General features: G+C 64.6%; 13 protein-coding genes. 8 read left to right on the forward strand and 5 right to left on the reverse strand.

Annotated elements, in window-relative coordinates; translation table 11 throughout:
* Positions 1 to 6 precede the first annotated feature (6 nt).
* Both AC0L27_RS25060 and cysG read right to left on the reverse strand, forming a co-directional pair.
* On the reverse strand, positions 7 to 324 hold the full coding sequence (locus tag AC0L27_RS25060; RefSeq protein ID WP_354209469.1) for a DUF2849 domain-containing protein: 318 nt from the start codon (positions 322 to 324) through the stop codon (positions 7 to 9).
* Positions 321 to 1,745 carry a siroheme synthase CysG gene (gene cysG / locus AC0L27_RS25065; RefSeq protein WP_354209470.1) on the reverse strand — a complete coding sequence of 475 codons (1,425 nt, stop codon included), beginning with the start codon at positions 1,743 to 1,745 and terminating at the stop codon, positions 321 to 323. The genes AC0L27_RS25060 and cysG overlap by 4 nt, the downstream gene beginning before the upstream one ends.
* 245 nt (positions 1,746 to 1,990) lie before the next feature.
* Here cysG and cysD point away from each other — a divergent pair, with 245 nt between their 5' ends.
* The 3 genes from cysD to AC0L27_RS25080 all read left to right on the forward strand — a co-directional run bounded on the left by cysD (position 1,991) and on the right by AC0L27_RS25080 (position 7,176).
* Positions 1,991 to 2,785, forward strand: a complete 795-nt coding sequence (cysD, locus tag AC0L27_RS25070; protein ID WP_027515469.1) for a sulfate adenylyltransferase subunit CysD — start codon at positions 1,991 to 1,993, stop codon at positions 2,783 to 2,785.
* A gap of 19 nt (positions 2,786 to 2,804) precedes the next feature.
* Positions 2,805 to 4,721 (forward strand): adenylyl-sulfate kinase, encoded by a 1,917-nt coding sequence (gene cysC / locus AC0L27_RS25075; protein WP_354209471.1) that lies wholly within the window; start codon positions 2,805 to 2,807, stop codon positions 4,719 to 4,721.
* Positions 4,722 to 5,010: 289 nt separating this feature from the next.
* Positions 5,011 to 7,176 (forward strand): malate synthase G, encoded by a 2,166-nt coding sequence (locus tag AC0L27_RS25080; RefSeq protein ID WP_354256196.1) that lies wholly within the window; start codon positions 5,011 to 5,013, stop codon positions 7,174 to 7,176.
* Between the two features lie 98 nt (positions 7,177 to 7,274).
* On the opposite strand, the gene AC0L27_RS25085 is transcribed toward AC0L27_RS25080, so the two are convergent.
* Positions 7,275 to 7,430 (reverse strand): Thivi_2564 family membrane protein, encoded by a 156-nt coding sequence (locus tag AC0L27_RS25085; protein ID WP_007599832.1) that lies wholly within the window; start codon positions 7,428 to 7,430, stop codon positions 7,275 to 7,277.
* Between the two features lie 272 nt (positions 7,431 to 7,702).
* On the opposite strand from AC0L27_RS25085, the gene AC0L27_RS25090 reads away from it, so the two are divergent.
* The gene (locus tag AC0L27_RS25090; RefSeq protein ID WP_354256199.1) at positions 7,703 to 9,796 is read left to right on the forward strand and encodes a methyl-accepting chemotaxis protein; all 2,094 of its coding nucleotides are present in this window, start codon (positions 7,703 to 7,705) and stop codon (positions 9,794 to 9,796) included.
* A 71-nt stretch (positions 9,797 to 9,867) separates the two neighbouring features.
* Here AC0L27_RS25090 and AC0L27_RS25095 read toward each other — a convergent pair whose 3' ends face one another.
* Together AC0L27_RS25095 and AC0L27_RS25100 are read right to left on the reverse strand one after the other, a co-directional pair.
* On the reverse strand, positions 9,868 to 10,521 hold the full coding sequence (locus AC0L27_RS25095; protein ID WP_354209474.1) for a DUF2865 domain-containing protein: 654 nt from the start codon (positions 10,519 to 10,521) through the stop codon (positions 9,868 to 9,870).
* Between the two features lie 17 nt (positions 10,522 to 10,538).
* Positions 10,539 to 11,357, reverse strand: a complete 819-nt coding sequence (locus AC0L27_RS25100) for a L,D-transpeptidase (RefSeq protein WP_354209475.1) — start codon at positions 11,355 to 11,357, stop codon at positions 10,539 to 10,541.
* A gap of 209 nt (positions 11,358 to 11,566) precedes the next feature.
* Here AC0L27_RS25100 and AC0L27_RS25105 point away from each other — a divergent pair, with 209 nt between their 5' ends.
* The 4 genes from AC0L27_RS25105 to AC0L27_RS25120 all read left to right on the forward strand — a co-directional run bounded on the left by AC0L27_RS25105 (position 11,567) and on the right by AC0L27_RS25120 (position 14,992).
* Positions 11,567 to 12,679 (forward strand): AI-2E family transporter, encoded by a 1,113-nt coding sequence (locus tag AC0L27_RS25105; RefSeq protein WP_354209476.1) that lies wholly within the window; start codon positions 11,567 to 11,569, stop codon positions 12,677 to 12,679.
* Between the two features lie 77 nt (positions 12,680 to 12,756).
* Positions 12,757 to 13,128 carry an ElaB/YgaM/YqjD family protein gene (locus tag AC0L27_RS25110; protein ID WP_007599824.1) on the forward strand — a complete coding sequence of 124 codons (372 nt, stop codon included), beginning with the start codon at positions 12,757 to 12,759 and terminating at the stop codon, positions 13,126 to 13,128.
* A gap of 76 nt (positions 13,129 to 13,204) precedes the next feature.
* Positions 13,205 to 13,660 (forward strand): hypothetical protein, encoded by a 456-nt coding sequence (locus AC0L27_RS25115; protein WP_354209477.1) that lies wholly within the window; start codon positions 13,205 to 13,207, stop codon positions 13,658 to 13,660.
* A gap of 189 nt (positions 13,661 to 13,849) precedes the next feature.
* Positions 13,850 to 14,992, forward strand: a complete 1,143-nt coding sequence (locus tag AC0L27_RS25120; RefSeq protein WP_354256202.1) for an OpgC domain-containing protein — start codon at positions 13,850 to 13,852, stop codon at positions 14,990 to 14,992.
* Positions 14,993 to 14,994 lie beyond the last annotated feature (2 nt).

Here is a 14,994-nt window from a genome sequence, read left to right on the forward strand (position 1 = left end):
AATGCCTTAAACCTGGACCGGCTGTCCGATGGTCACACCGGTGCGGCGGATCTGTTCGCGCAGATTGCCGGGTTCGATCCTGCCGTCCGCACCGACCTGTACCGGCGCGATATAGGGACCGATCGCGCCGACGTCATCGGCAACGGACTCCGCAAGCAACGCTTTCGCCTCGTCGGAGTTGCGCACGATCGCGGCTTCCGACAGCTCCGCGGACCAGCTCTTGGCGGCGGTGCGGTAAACCACGATGCCGTCCCAGGTGCGGTTGGCGGTCACGACCGAGGGACCGGCGATTTTGATCTTCTTCTGTTCAAGCGGGGAGGTCATTCGGCTGCATCCAATAGGTCAGAGATGATTTGCTTTGGGGTTTGGCGGCGAAGCGAGCCGGCATGCCGGACCACATCGCCGATGATGAGAATGGCGGGGCCGCCATTTGTCCGTCGCACCAGTTCGGGCAGGTCGCGCAGCGTACCGATCGCACCTTGCGCATCGGGACGCGTGACGCGGGCGAACACGCCGACCGGCGTCTCCGGCGAACGGCCGGCGGCCAAGAGGCCGGCGCGTACGGCCGGCGCAGCCGTCATGCCCATGTAGACCACGACGGTCATCCTGGCGTCGGTCAGCGCCGACCAGTCCACGACTTCCGCGTCGCGCGCCTTGTGCGCGGTGAGGAAGGTGATGCGGGTTGCTTCGTGACGATAGGTAAGCGGCACCTCGAAATCGGCGGCGCCGCCGAGGCCTGCAGTGATGCCGGGAATGATCGAATAGGCAACGCCGGCCGCACGCAACGCTTCGACTTCTTCGCCGCCGCGGCCGAACACGAAAGGATCGCCGCCCTTCAGCCGCACTACGCGCTGGCCGGATTGCGCAGCCTCGATCATGCGCTTGTTGATGGCGTCCTGACCGATGCCGGGCTTGCCGACGCGGCGACCGACCGGCACGCGGCTGGTGTCACGGCGGATGCGGTCGAGAATTTCAGGCGAGACCAGCTCGTCATGGAAGACGATGTCGGCATCCTGGAGCGCGCGCAGCGCCTTGATGGTCAGCAAATCCGGATCGCCGGGACCGGCGCCGACCAGCGCGACCGAGCCCTCCGGCTTGTCGGCTCGCGCGAACGCGGATGGATCGGAAATCGCCTTGAGGGCGGCTTCGGCCTCACCCTTGCGGCCCGCAAGCAGGGATGCGCCGATCGGGCCGTCGATGACGCGCTCCCAGAAACGGCGGCGCAGCGGAAACTCGGCAATACGTTCGTTGATGGATTTGCGGAAGCCGCCGATGAACTCGGCCAACTCGCCGATCCGCGCCGGCAGCAGTGCCTCGATCTTTTCGCGCACGCGCCGCGCCACCACCGGCGACGTGCCGCCGGTGCCGACGGCGACCACGACATCGCCGCGATCGACGATCGCCGGGAAGATGAAGCTCGAATGCTCGAGATCGTCCATGACGTTGACGGGCAGGCCGAGCGCCTTGGCGCGGACCGACATCGCCACGCCGACATCGCCTGCGCCGGCGCAAACGACGGCGATGATTCCCGAGAGATCGGCGGTCAGTGGATCGGTGGCCGCGACGTCGATACGCGCGGCGTCCTCGGAGCCCAGACCCAGGTCCTGATTGCCGTCGATCGCATGCACGCGAATGCGCGCACCGGCGGCTGCGAGCACGCGCAGCTTGGCGCGCAGAAGCTCACCCGCGCCGATGAGAACCACCGGACCGGCCTTGAGATCGAGGAACACCGGCAAGAACCGCATACGATACTCGCTCCCCCCAGATCCGGGGTTGACTGGAATTATTTTCTATATATGTGTCGTTTCGAGCGCGCAAAGAGAAAATTTTTTCTTCTCTCTTGCGCCGCAACTATAGAATTTTCGCCTTCAAACGCAAAGTGGCAGAGATGCATCTTCTCAAGGACAATTCCACTGCTGTCGGCTTGGGCAGCCCGGCCGCCGCCGAGCGCGCGCGCACGCAAGAATTTTCTGCTGACCTTGCCCCGAGCATGGACCATCTCGACCAGCTCGAGGCCCAGAGCATCTACATCTTCCGCGAAGCCTTTGGCCGCCTCAAGAAGATCGCCCTGCTGTGGTCGCTCGGCAAGGACTCCAACGTCATGATCTGGCTGGCGCGCAAGGCCTTCTTCGGCCGCCTGCCGTTCCCGGCCCTCCATGTCGACACCGGCAAGAAGTTTCCGGAAATGTATCGCTTCCGCGATCACTACGGCAAGGAATGGGATCTCGATCTACGTGTCGAGCCTTGCCCGCCGATTGATGCCGTCGACCCAACGCTGCCGCCCGCCGCACGTTCCGCCGCGCGCAAGACCGAGGGCCTCAAGATGGCGCTCGCCAAATACGGTTTCGACGGCCTGATTGCCGGCATCCGCCGCGACGAGGAGGCGACGCGTGCCAAGGAGCGCGTGTTCTCGCCACGCGGCTTGGAAGGCAATTGGGACGTGCGCGACCAGCCGCCGGAGTTCTGGGATCATTTCAATGCGTCGCCGCCGCAGGGCGCCCATTTGCGCATCCATCCGATCCTGCATTGGACCGAGTCCGATATCTGGGCCTACACGAAGCGCGAGAACATCCCGATCATCCCGCTGTATCTGTCGCAAAACGGCAAGCGCTATCGCTCGCTGGGTGATCAGGACATCACCAATCCGGTCGCCTCAAACGCGTCGAACATCGACGAGATCCTGATCGAACTCGAGCAGACCAAGGTGCCGGAACGTTCCGGCCGTGCGCTCGACCACGAGACCGAGGACGCTTTCGAGCGCCTGCGTGTCGCCGGCTATCTCTGATCAAGGACGCGAGCGCGATATGAACATGATCGTCACCCCCGCTTCGCCCGCCACCCCGAACGGCACGACGCGACCGCAGGTCCGCATCGTCATCGTCGGCCATGTCGACCATGGCAAGTCGACCTTGGTCGGCCGCCTGCTGCACGAGACCGGCAGCCTGCCCGACGGCAAGCTCGAGATGCTCAAAGCCGTCAGCGCGCGGCGCGGCATGCCGTTCGAATGGTCGTTCCTGCTCGACGCGCTCCAGACCGAGCGCGACCAGGGCATCACCATCGACACCACGCAGATCCGCTTCCGCACCAATTCGCGCGACATCGTGCTGATCGACGCGCCCGGCCACGCCGAATTCCTGCGCAACATGATCACCGGCGCCTCGCAGGCCGACGGCGCGGTGCTGATCATCGATGCGCTCGAAGGCGTGCGCGACCAGACAAGGCGGCACGGCTATCTCCTGCATCTGCTCGGCGTGAAGCAGGTTGCGGTCGTCGTCAACAAGATGGACCGCGTCGACTTCGCCGCCGAGCGCTTCAAGGAGATAAGCGACGAGATCTCGGCACATCTGCAAGGCCTCGGTGTGAAGCCCACGGCCGTGATCCCGATTTCCGCCCGAGACGGCGACGGCGTCGCCGAGCGCACCGATCGGATCGGCTGGTACAAGGGCCCGACCGTCGTGGAGGCACTCGACCGGCTCGAACCGGCGCGCCCGCTGGAGGCGCTGGCGCTGCGGCTGCCGGTGCAGGCGATCTACAAATTCGACGATCGCCGTATCGTTGCGGGCCGGATCGAATCCGGCAGCCTCATCGCCGGGGACGAAATCGTGATCATGCCGGCCGGCAAGATCGCCAGGATCAAGACGGTCGAGAGCTGGCCGGTGACGCCGGTCGCGGGCCGACAGGGTGCAGGCCGCTCGGTCGGCATCACGCTCGACCGCGAGCTGTTCCTCGAACGCGGCGATATCATAGCGCATACGAACAGCGCGCCGCGCGAGACGCGACGGCTGCGCGCGAGGATCTTCTGGCTGCACGACAAGCCGCTGGCCAAGGGCGACCAGCTCCTGGTTCGCTGCGGGCCAAAGGAAAGCCGTGCCACCGTTGTCGCGATCGAGAAGGCGGTCGATCCCGGCGAGTTGTCGAGCGTCGAGAACAAGGCAATCGGCCGCAACCATGTCGGCGAGATCGACATTTCCCTTTCGAATCCGATTGCCACCGATCCCTACACGGAAAATCCGCGCACCGGCCGGCTCGTGATCGAGGTGTCCGGGCGCATCGCGGGCGGCGGTCTCGTGCTGTCGGTCGATGCCGGCCAGCGCGCCCTGCCCGTCGACATCGTGCCGGTGGAATCCGCGCTGCGGCCCGACGAACGCTCCGCGCGCTATCGTCACAACGGCGCCGTGGTCTGGCTCACCGGCCTCCCCGCCTCCGGCAAGTCGACTCTCGCAAAAGCACTGGAGCGGCGGCTGTTCAGCAATGGCGGCTCGCCGATCCTGCTCGACGGCGATACGCTGCGCGCCGGCCTCAACAGCGACCTCGGCTTCTCCGCCGCCGATCGCAGCGAGAACATCCGCCGTCTCGCCGAAGTCGCGACACATCTCGCGCGCAACGGCCACATCGCCATCGTCGCGGCGGTCTCGCCCGCCCGCGAGGATCGCGCCACCGCGCGCTGCATCGCCGACACTTCGTTCCGCGAGATTCACGTCGCGACGCCGGCCGGGATCTGCGAGGAGCGAGACCCCAAGGGCCACTACAAGAAGGCCCGCGCCGGCGCGCTCGCGTCGTTCACCGGTATCGGCAACGACTACGAGCGGCCTGAGGCCGCCGAGCTCGTGATAGACACCTCGACGCGCACGGTCGCCGAGGCCGCGGACGAGATCGAACAAATGCTCAAGACGACCGGCGTGCTGTTCGACGAAGTCGTGGACCTCGCCGCGAATATTTGAAGGCGGGCTGCTGCCCCGCTGTCGTCGCCCGGCTTGACCGGGCGACCCAGTATTCCACCGACAGCCGTGATTCAGCCGAGAGGCCGCGGCGTACTGGATTCCCCGCCTTCGCGGGGAATGACACCGTGCGTACGCCCACCCGCCTTGACATTTTGACAACTTTTGGGGGCCTTCTCACGGCCCCGATTTTGGGGCTAATAAGACCCCGAAAGCCGCTCCTTGGAGCGCATTTTGCTGCGGTCGGGTCAAAAGCAGCCAAAAACAGCCATTTCCAACAAGAAAGCCCATCATGAAACGCGTCGACGCCCACGGATTGAAGATCGCTCCCATCCTGTTCGATTTCATCGCCAAGGAAGCGGCCCCGAAGACGGGAATCGCGCCGGATGCGTTCTGGGCCGGGCTTGCCGCCATCATCAAGGAGCTGGGGCCGAAGAACCGCGCGCTGCTGGCGGAGCGCGACACGCTGCAGGCCAAGATCGACGACTGGCACCGCGCCAACAAGGGCAAAGCGTTCGACCTCAACGCCTATACCGCGTTCCTGAAGGAGATCGGCTATCTCGTCCCGGAGCCGGCGACGCAGAAGGTCGAGACCGCCAATGTGGACGAGGAGATCGGCAAGATCTGCGGCCCGCAGCTGGTCGTGCCCCTGACCAATGCGCGCTACGCACTCAACGCAGCGAATGCGCGCTGGGGCTCGCTCTATGACGCCTTCTACGGCACCGACGCGATTCCGCACGATCCATCCGAGAGCGGCAAAGGCTACAACAAGGCGCGCGGCGACAAGGTGATCGCAAAAGCGAAAGCCTTCCTCGATGCCGCCGTGCCGCTGGCGACCGGCAGTCACACCGACGTCACCGCCTATAGCGTGGTCGCAGGCCAGCTCGCGGTGAAGCTGAAGAGCGGCAACGCCACCGCGCTGAAGAACGCCGCGCAATTCGCGGGCTTCCAGGGCGACGCAGCCGCACCGAGCGCGGTGCTGCTCGCCAACAACGGCCTGCATGTCGAGGTGAAGATCGACCGCAGCAGCGCGATCGGCAAGGACGATCCGGCCGGCGTCGCGGACATGGTCATGGAGTCCGCGGTCTCAACCATTCTCGACATGGAAGACTCGGTCGCGGCGGTCGATGCCGAGGACAAGGTGCTGGTCTATCGCAACACGCTCGGCCTGATGAACGGCACGCTGTCGGCCGATTTCGAGAAGGGCGGCAAGACGCTGACGCGCTCGCTCAATGCCGACCGCAGCTACAAGACGCCTGACGGCAAGGGCGAGGTCAAGCTGCACGGCCGCAGCCTGCTCCTGATGCGCAATTGCGGTCACCACATGTTCACCGACGCGGTGCTGGACGACAAGGGCGAGGAGATTCCGGAAGGCCTGCTCGACGCCGCCGTCTCCGGGCTTCTTGCCGTGCATGATTTGAAGGGCAACTCCAAGGTCAAGAACAGCCGCACCGGCTCTGCCTATATCGTCAAGCCGAAGATGCACGGACCCGACGAGGTGTCGCTGACCTGCGAAATCTTCGACCGCGTCGAGAAGATGCTGTCGCTGCCAGAGAACACGCTCAAGGTCGGCATCATGGACGAGGAGCGGCGCACCACCGTCAACCTCAAGGCCTGCATCCAGCGCGCCTCCAAGCGCATCATGTTCATCAACACCGGCTTCCTCGACCGCACCGGCGACGAGATCCACACCTCGATGGAGGCGGGGCCGATGATCCGCAAGAACGAGATGAAGGCGCAGGCCTGGATCAAGTCCTATGAGGACTGGAACGTCGATATGGGCCTGATCTGTGGCCTGCCCGGCCATGCCCAGATCGGCAAGGGCATGTGGGCGGCGCCGGACAAGATGGCGGACATGCTTGCCCAGAAGCTCGCCCATCCGCAGGCCGGTGCCACCACCGCCTGGGTGCCCTCGCCGACCGCCGCGACGCTGCACGCGCTGCACTACCACCAGGTCAACGTCACCGCGCGCCAGCAGGAGCTCGCAAAGGCCGGGCCGCGCGCAAAGCTCGAGGACATCCTGACCATCCCGGTGTCGAAGTCGAACTGGGCGCCCGATGACGTCAAGCAGGAGATCGACAACAACTGCCAGGGCATCCTGGGCTATGTCGTGCGCTGGATCGACCAGGGCGTCGGCTGCTCCAAGGTGCCTGACATTCACGACGTCGGCCTGATGGAAGACCGTGCCACCCTGCGCATTTCCAGCCAGCACCTCGCCAACTGGCTGCACCAGGGCGTCATCACCGAAGCCCAGGTAATGGAATCGCTCAAGCGCATGGCGGTCGTCGTCGACAAGCAGAATGCGGGCGATCCCATCTACAAGCCGATGGCGCCCGCCTTCGACGGCACAGCCTTCAAGGCGGCTAGCGACCTCATCTTTAAAGGACGCGAGCAGCCCAACGGCTACACCGAATACATCCTCACCGCTCGCCGCCGCGAGGCCAAGGCGGCTGGCTGAAAAGGCCCTTGGCTGACAAGGCGGCCTGCTGATCCGACTAGAACACCAAAAGCCCCGGCTCGCGCCGGGGCTTTTTCGTTGCGGCAGCTACGCTCCCGCTAGAACACTGCCAGATATTTCAGCAGCGACACGATACCGATAATGATGACGACCACGCGCGCGATCTGCTTGGCGCGGCCGTCCATCGGCAGCATGTTGATGAGGTAAAGTACGAGAATGACGACGAGAAAGGTGACGAGGACGCCGACCAACATTGTTAGGACCCCCATTAGGCCAGTTGCTGACGCTTCTTAACGCACAACTCCCGCGCCGGTTCCATTGAGGCAACCCTCTGCAACTTCTAGTAATTCCGTACTTCTACCGTCAGCCGGCCTGCCTAAAATTTTACCCTTTTCCTTTCAGATGCAGACACCGTTTGGCCCCTGAGCCACAAACGGCATGCGATTGCCTGGTCTTGCGTGCCCCTCTTTTCCGATGTTGCCCGGGGCGATTTCACGAACTTTGTAATGGGAATTGGGGGACTTCGATGCTGAATCGTCTGACCGTATCCGCGCTGCTGAAGGCGGTGATCGCGATCACATCGATCTGCGTGGTGATCGCACTCTCGCTCACCGCCTACGAGTCCTGGGATCGCCTGAAGACCGCCAACCGCATTTCGCAGATCGCCGACACGTCCGCCGATCTGTTCAAGGCGATGCACAATCTACGCACCGACCGCTCGACCACGGTCCGTCTCCTGAACGCGACCGAGCCGATGGACGGCGAGATCGAGAAATATCTGCGCGCCCTGCGCGATGCCCAAATGCCCGCCATGGCGCGCGCGCTCCAGCTGCTGCCCAGTATGGACTTCCCGCAGTCGGGCACCCTGGTACCGGAGCTCGCGCGTCTGTTCAAATTGCTGACCGAAGAGCAGAAGCAGTTCTGGGAGGATGTCGCCAAGCCGAAGGACCAGCGCCGCGCCAGCCTGCCCAAGGAATACATGGAGACGACGCAGGGCCTGCTCGACACGCTCGACAAGCTCTCGAACACCTTGGCCACCACCGTCAATCACCTGGACGCAGCGATCGACCAGCTCCTGTCGATCAAGCAGAACGCCTGGCTGCTCCGCAACACCGCGGGCGAGGCGTCGCTGATCGTCTCGACCGGACTGGCCGCCGGCAAGATCACGCCGGAAGGCCGCTACGCTTATACCCAACATGTCGGCGGCACGAGCGCGATGTGGAAGGCGCTGGAGTTGTCGACGTCCGGCATGCAGTTGCCGGCTGGGCTCGCCTCCGCGATGGCGGCCGCCAAGACCTCCTATTTCGAGCCGCAATATCTGGCCTTGCGCGACCGTCTCGCCGACGCGCTGGTCAAGGGTGAGAAGCCCGAGATGACGGCGAACCAATGGAGCCCGCTCACGGTCGGCCGCATGGCGAGCGCGGTCGCAGTGGCAGAAGGTGCGCTCGATGCTGCCAAGATCCACACGCAGGAGCAGCGCGGCGCCGCAGAGCGCGCACTGATCGTGCAGCTGACGCTGCTGGCGCTCGCCGTGGGGCTTGCCGTCGGCGCGATCATGCTGGTCAATCGCCGCGTCATCACTCCGCTCAACACCATCCGGGACGCCATGCTGAAGGTCGCCGGCGGCGACCTTGCCGTCGATAGCGGCTATCTCGATCGCAACGATGAGATCGGCGCGCTTGCCGGCGCGCTGGAGACCTTCAAGCAGCAGGCCAACGAGAAGCTCAAGATCGAGGCGCAGGAGCGCGAACGCAATGCGGGCGCCTCCGCGCGCCAACGCGCGGTCGAGACCTATGTCGGCGAGTTCGAGGGCGCGGTGCGCAAGACGCTCGGCGAATTGAGCGAAGCCTCCGGCGAAATGCGCAAGACCTCGGGCGATCTCTCTGCGGTGTCGCGGCAGACCAACGACCGCGTGCAGGTCGCGGGCAAGGCCTCCAATGACGCCTCCATGAGCGTGGACAGCGTCGCCGCGGCAGCCGAAGAGCTCAGCGCCTCGATCAACGACATCAGCCAGCAGGCCGCGCATGCCGCAGGCATCGCCAGCCGCGCCGTGACCCAGGCGCGCGACACCGACGGCACGGTGCAGGGACTTCAGAAGTCGGCCGGCCGCATCGGCGAGGTCGTCGGCCTGATCAACACCATTGCGCAGCAGACCAATTTGCTCGCGCTCAACGCCACGATCGAGGCTGCCCGCGCCGGCGAAGCCGGGCGCGGCTTTGCCGTGGTCGCCTCCGAGGTGAAGTCGCTGGCGAGCCAGACCGCCAAGGCAACCGAGGAGATCTCCGAGCAGATCGCCGACATCCAGAAGGTCGCGGGCGACGCCATCAGCGCGATCCAGACCATCGGCGGCATCATCGGCGAAGTGAATGAGGTCGCGACCGCAATCGCTGCCGCCGTGCAGGAGCAGGGCGCGGCCACGCAAGAGATCACCCGCAGCACCCAGTTTGCGGCGCAGGGCACCAAGAACGTCTCGGACAACATCACCGGCGTCAAATCCGATGCTGACGCTGCTGCCGCCGCCGCCGACAACGTGAAGCACGCCTCCGAGATGCTGGAGAGCCAGAGCCGCCAGCTCGGCCATGAGGTCAGCGACTTCCTCGGCAAGATCCGCGCGGCGTAGAACGGGCCGTTAAAGAGAGCCGCGCCCACATCCTCGGTGTCGTCCTGGCTTTCGCCAGGACGACGTTGAGGCTACTCCTTCGCCACCACCGGCACTTGGCGGAATCTTGCGCGCACCGAATCCGGCAGCGGAGAGAAATTCATTGCGACGCCGCGGCGGTCGTTGGCATTGCGGCTGGCGACCACCAGACCGTCGGCGCCCGCGACGATGTCGCCCTTGCGCAAGGTGGGATCGTCGTCGACCTTGACCTGAGCGAGCCCGACCGGATCCTTGCCGTTGCAGGTGCAGCCTGCGACAATCTCATTGCGATAGCGGAACGCGTTGGGCAAGTCGGAATAGGATTTCCCCTTGTCCGTCGTCGCGTCGTCGATGTTGCCGCCATAGACGAGCGAGGTCTCCGAGGCCGGGCAGAAGCTCTTGCAGGATTGCGCCTTGCTCTCGGAATCATTTCCCTGCGCCGGGAAATAACGTCCGTCGCAGCCGCGCACGCAATAGGCCGTGCCGCCGCCATAGGATGCCCGCTGGCGCGGCGTGTCGTAGCGCGGCGAGTCATCGGTCTGGAACGGCATGCGAATCTCGGGCGCCGGCCGCCCGCGGAAGCCGCCGAACAGCGCCGAGAAAAAGTCCTCCGCATGGGCCGATGGCGTCAGCGCGAGGCCGAAGGAGGCAACGGCGACGAATGCCGCCGCGCCACCGGCGAGTTTGCCGATCGAACGTCTCTTCATGTGACCTCACTCGACGCTTAGTTGACGGCCGAATTCGAAATGTTCAGCGCCTGCCGGCCCGAGGGCAGCGCCGTCACGGCCGGACGCTTGCGCACGGAATCCCCGCCTTTGGCCATCAGCGGCGCGTTCTTCGGCAGCACAACGACTTTGGCGCCGACATTGACGCGGCCGAACAGGTCGGTGACGTCCTCATTTGTCATGCGGATGCAGCCAGACGAGACGAACTTGCCAATCGTGCTGGGATCGTTGGTGCCGTGAATGCGGTATTCGCTCGACCCGAGATACATCGCACGCGCGCCGAGCGGATTGCCGGGGCCGCCAGCGACGAAGCGAGGCAGATAGGGTTGGCGCGCAATCATCTCAGCAGGCGGATGCCAGTCCGGCCATTCCGCCTTGCGGCTGACGCTCTGCACGCCCGACCAGGTGAAGCCCTCGCGCCCGACACCGACGCCATAGCGGATGGCGCGGCCCTGTCCGAGCACGTAGTAAAGATAAGTATTGTTGGTATCGATCACGATGGTACCGGCCGGCTCGCTCCGATCGAAGCTGACAATCTGCTTGCGCAGGCGATCGGGCAGCGCGGCATCCTCGTCGGGCGCCTGCGCGCTCTGGCTTGCATAGCCTTGGTTTGGATAGCCTTGGTTCGCATAGACTTGGTTCGCATAACCCTGCGAATAGCCCTGGTCCTGAGGGTAGGCCTGGTCCTGCGGATAGGTGTAGCCCAGTGTTTGTGCGCTTGCGGCGCCGAACGGCACTGCCAGCAAAGCGGTTGCGAAGGCGAAGGCGGTGATGCGGCGCGGCGATAAGCGGCGTCGGACTGCAGAGAACTTCGTCATGTGCTGCCCCGTTGGATGCCCGCATCAGGGTGATGCGCTGGTTCGATCAACGCGGTCGAACCGGCACAAGTTCCGCGGCGCGATGCAGCAGCGACGTCACAGTCAAGCGAGCATCTCTTCACGAAGCCGCGATGGAACCCGCAGGAGGCTTGGACGTTCTTGTCTGGTCGTGGGCGCGCGGACCGAAGACTCCGTGCCGGAGAGGTATTGTGCGCGTCCTTCCCAGTGAACGTATGACTTCCGGCAACGGCGAAGGCACTCCGCTTCCCGAGAGCCACGGCGAACTCCCGCCGGTGATCCGCCGCACCGAGCTCGTCGCCTTCTCGCTTGCCGGACTTCTCCTCATCGCAATCGTCGCGGTGCTCTATGTCGGAAAGGCGTTCTTTCTGCCTGTGGTGATGGCGTTCGTCACCGGCACGATGCTCTCGCCGGCAGCGACCTTCCTGGAGAAACAGAAAGTGCCGCGGAGTCTCGCCGCCGCGCTAATCGTGTTCGCGGTGACCGCCGTAGTCGGCTTCATCGTCGCGCTGATTGCCTCGCCGGCGATGGAATGGAGCTCGCGCCTGCCCGAACTCGGCGCGCAGTTGAAAGACAAGGTCCACGTGTTCGACCGGCCGCTGGCGCTGTGGCGAGAGCTGCAGACGATGCTCGGCGGCTCGGAGGGATTGCCGAGCCTCCAGATGCCGAAATTCGAGTGGGTGCAGCCGACGATCGAATTCCTGTCACCGACCTTTACCGAATTCCTGCTGTTCTTCGTCACCCTGATCCTGTTCATCGCCAGCTGGCGGGACCTGCGACGGGCGATGATCATGACCTTCAGCGATCATGACGCACGGCTGCGCACGCTTCGCATCCTCAATGAGATCGAGGTCCATCTCGGCAACTATCTCTTGACCGTGACCCTCATCAATGTCGGCGTCGGCGTCGCCGCCGGCATCGTCTGCGCGCTCACCGGAATGCCCAATCCGGCTGGCCTCGGCGCGCTCGCGGCCACCCTCAATTTCATTCCGATCATCGGACCGGTGGCCATGTTCGCCATTCTGGTCGTGGTGGGACTGGTCACCTTCCCGACTGTCAGCGGCGGCCTGATGGCGGCGCTCGCCTTTGGCGGCATCACCTTCCTGGAGGGACATTTCGTCACGCCGACCATCATCGGCCGGCGGCTGGCGCTCAATGCGCTCGCGGTGCTGCTGGCGCTGGCGTTCTGGACCTGGCTGTGGGGCCCGATGGGTGCGTTCCTGTCGTCGCCGCTGCTGATCGTAGCCCTGATCCTGAAGGAGCATCTGTTGCCGGAGGATTCGCCGCAGCTCCCGCAGGACTAACGGTTTCCGTGAACGGAACTTACCCGACGACGAAACGTTTCCCGGCTGTCTCAACCGTCAGCAGCTCGGAGCCCCTGATGTCAACCACCAATGCCGAAGCCGGGATGAGAGACTGGACCGACAAAGCCACCCGAGAACGCCTCGAGAAGGATGTAGCAGCCGTGAAAAGCGATATCGCCGCCCTCACCGATCAGATCACCGACGCGCTCAATACTTTCGCCAACTCATCCGGCAAGCAGGCCCGCCGCGGCTATCGCCAGGCGCGCGAGAACGTGGATTCCGCCATCGACGACATGTCGGAGCGCGGCAGCGCGATGATGGGCGCGGCACAGGAAGCCTACGGCTCGATCGAGGAGACGCTGGAGGACGCGATCAGCCAGCGGCCGCTTGCGACCGTGGGGCTCGCGCTCGGCATCGGCTTCCTGATCGGCGCGGCCTGGCGCCGCTGAGGTCGCGAAGGGGGTATCGAGACGGTGGCGCAGCGGCGCCGCCGGTGCCGGCTTGTGGGATCTGAGGAGCAAGGCCATGTTTCAGCGCATCATTGACGGGATCAGCGCATCCACCGGCACCACTGTGCGGCTGACCTCGCTGGCAGCAGGCGCGGCGTTCGCGCTGTTCATCACCACGTGCTTCCTGTGCGCGGCGGCGTTCATTTCGGTGCTCAACAAATATGGTCCGGTGCAGGCCTGCCTCGCCGGTGCAGGCATCTTCTTTCTGCTGACTCTGACCGCGGCGGTAAGCTATTGGGTCTACAAACGGCAGCTGCGCAAGCAAGCTCATATCGCGGCCGAGCGCGCCTCGAAGTCGGCGGCCTCGAGCATGCTCGCGGACCCCATGCTGCTCGCCACCGGACTCCAGATCGTTCGCGCCATCGGGATCAAGCGGCTGTTGCCGATCCTGGCGATCGGCGGAGTCGCCCTCGGAATCATGGCGAGCCGCGCCGGCCTACCCGACGAGACCTCGGCTGAACCTGCCGAGTAGCAGCTACCGCGAGGTAGAAAATTTCGTCACAAGTCCCGCGAACGCATCTATTGAATAGGCACCGGCGGCCCTGCGCCAAGTTTGGCGCCGCCCGGCGCCGTTTGCCTGCGCCATCACGCAAACGCTACTCGGATAGGCAGGCGGTTGCCGTTAAAAGCAGCGCCCCTGATTCCAAAAGCAATTTTTTCGATGAAACCGTCCGTCCAGGCGAACCTCGCCGCATTCCATCACGACCCCCGGCTCTATTTGACGCTCGGCATCGCCAACTGGTCGGTTTTCGTCGACCACATCCCGAACAACGTCGTCAATTTGCTGACGCTGCGCAACTTCGGCTTCAGCGGCGCCGCAGACTTGTTCGTGTTCGTGGTGGGCTATGGCGTCGCGATCATTCACGGCAGGATAGCACTGGAGCGCGGCTACGTCGTCGCGGCGACGCGCATCTTTCGCCGCGTCTGGCGGCTGTATGCCGCCTATGTCGTGCTATTCGTGATCTATATCGACACCATCGCCTATGTCGCCTCGCAATCCAAGGCGCCCGAGATCATCCACGAATACAACATATCGGGAATTCTCGAGCACCCGCTGCGTATCCTGGTGCGCGGCCTCGTGCTCCAGGAGGAGCCGCTGAATCTCGACCTGTTACAGCTGATGATACCGCTGATGGCCTTCTTTCCGTTCGCGCTGTGGGGGCTGTTGCGGCGGCCGAACCTGACGCTTGCGGCATCGGTCGCGCTGTACGTTGCGGCACGCTGGTTCGACTGGAATTTCCGGGTCTATCCGGACCAGGAGTGGACCTTCAACCCGTTCTGCTGGCAGATGCTGATGGTGCTGGGCGGCTGGTTCGCCGTGACCGGTGCGTCGGGCCGCGCGCTGCACGGCCTGTCCTGGCTGCGCGTGCTCGCAGGCGCCTATCTCGTATTCGCGATGGCGATCACGCTGATGCGCCACTCGCCGGCGCTTGCCGCCTACCTACCGGACATCGTGCTCAACAACATCACGCCGACCGACAAGGAAAACCTCGCACCCTATCGCGTGGTCCACTTCCTCGCGCTCGCTTTCCTCGCGACACATCTCGTCCCGGCCGATCATCCCGGCCTGCAATGGAGATCGCTACGGGCGGTCATCAGATGCGGCGAGGAATGGCTCGCTGTGTTCTGCGTCGGCGTATTCCTGTCCTTAGCCGGCCATCTCATCCTGATCACCGGCGCCAATCTGGTGGTGATGCAGATCGCCGTGAGTCTGGCCGGCTTCGCGGCGATGGCCGCGGTCGCATATTACATCGCCTGGTCGAAGCGGCAGGACCTGCCCGCGGCCTTGCGGCAGCAGGCCTAACC

This window comes from Bradyrhizobium sp. Ken51 (assembly GCF_055807435.1).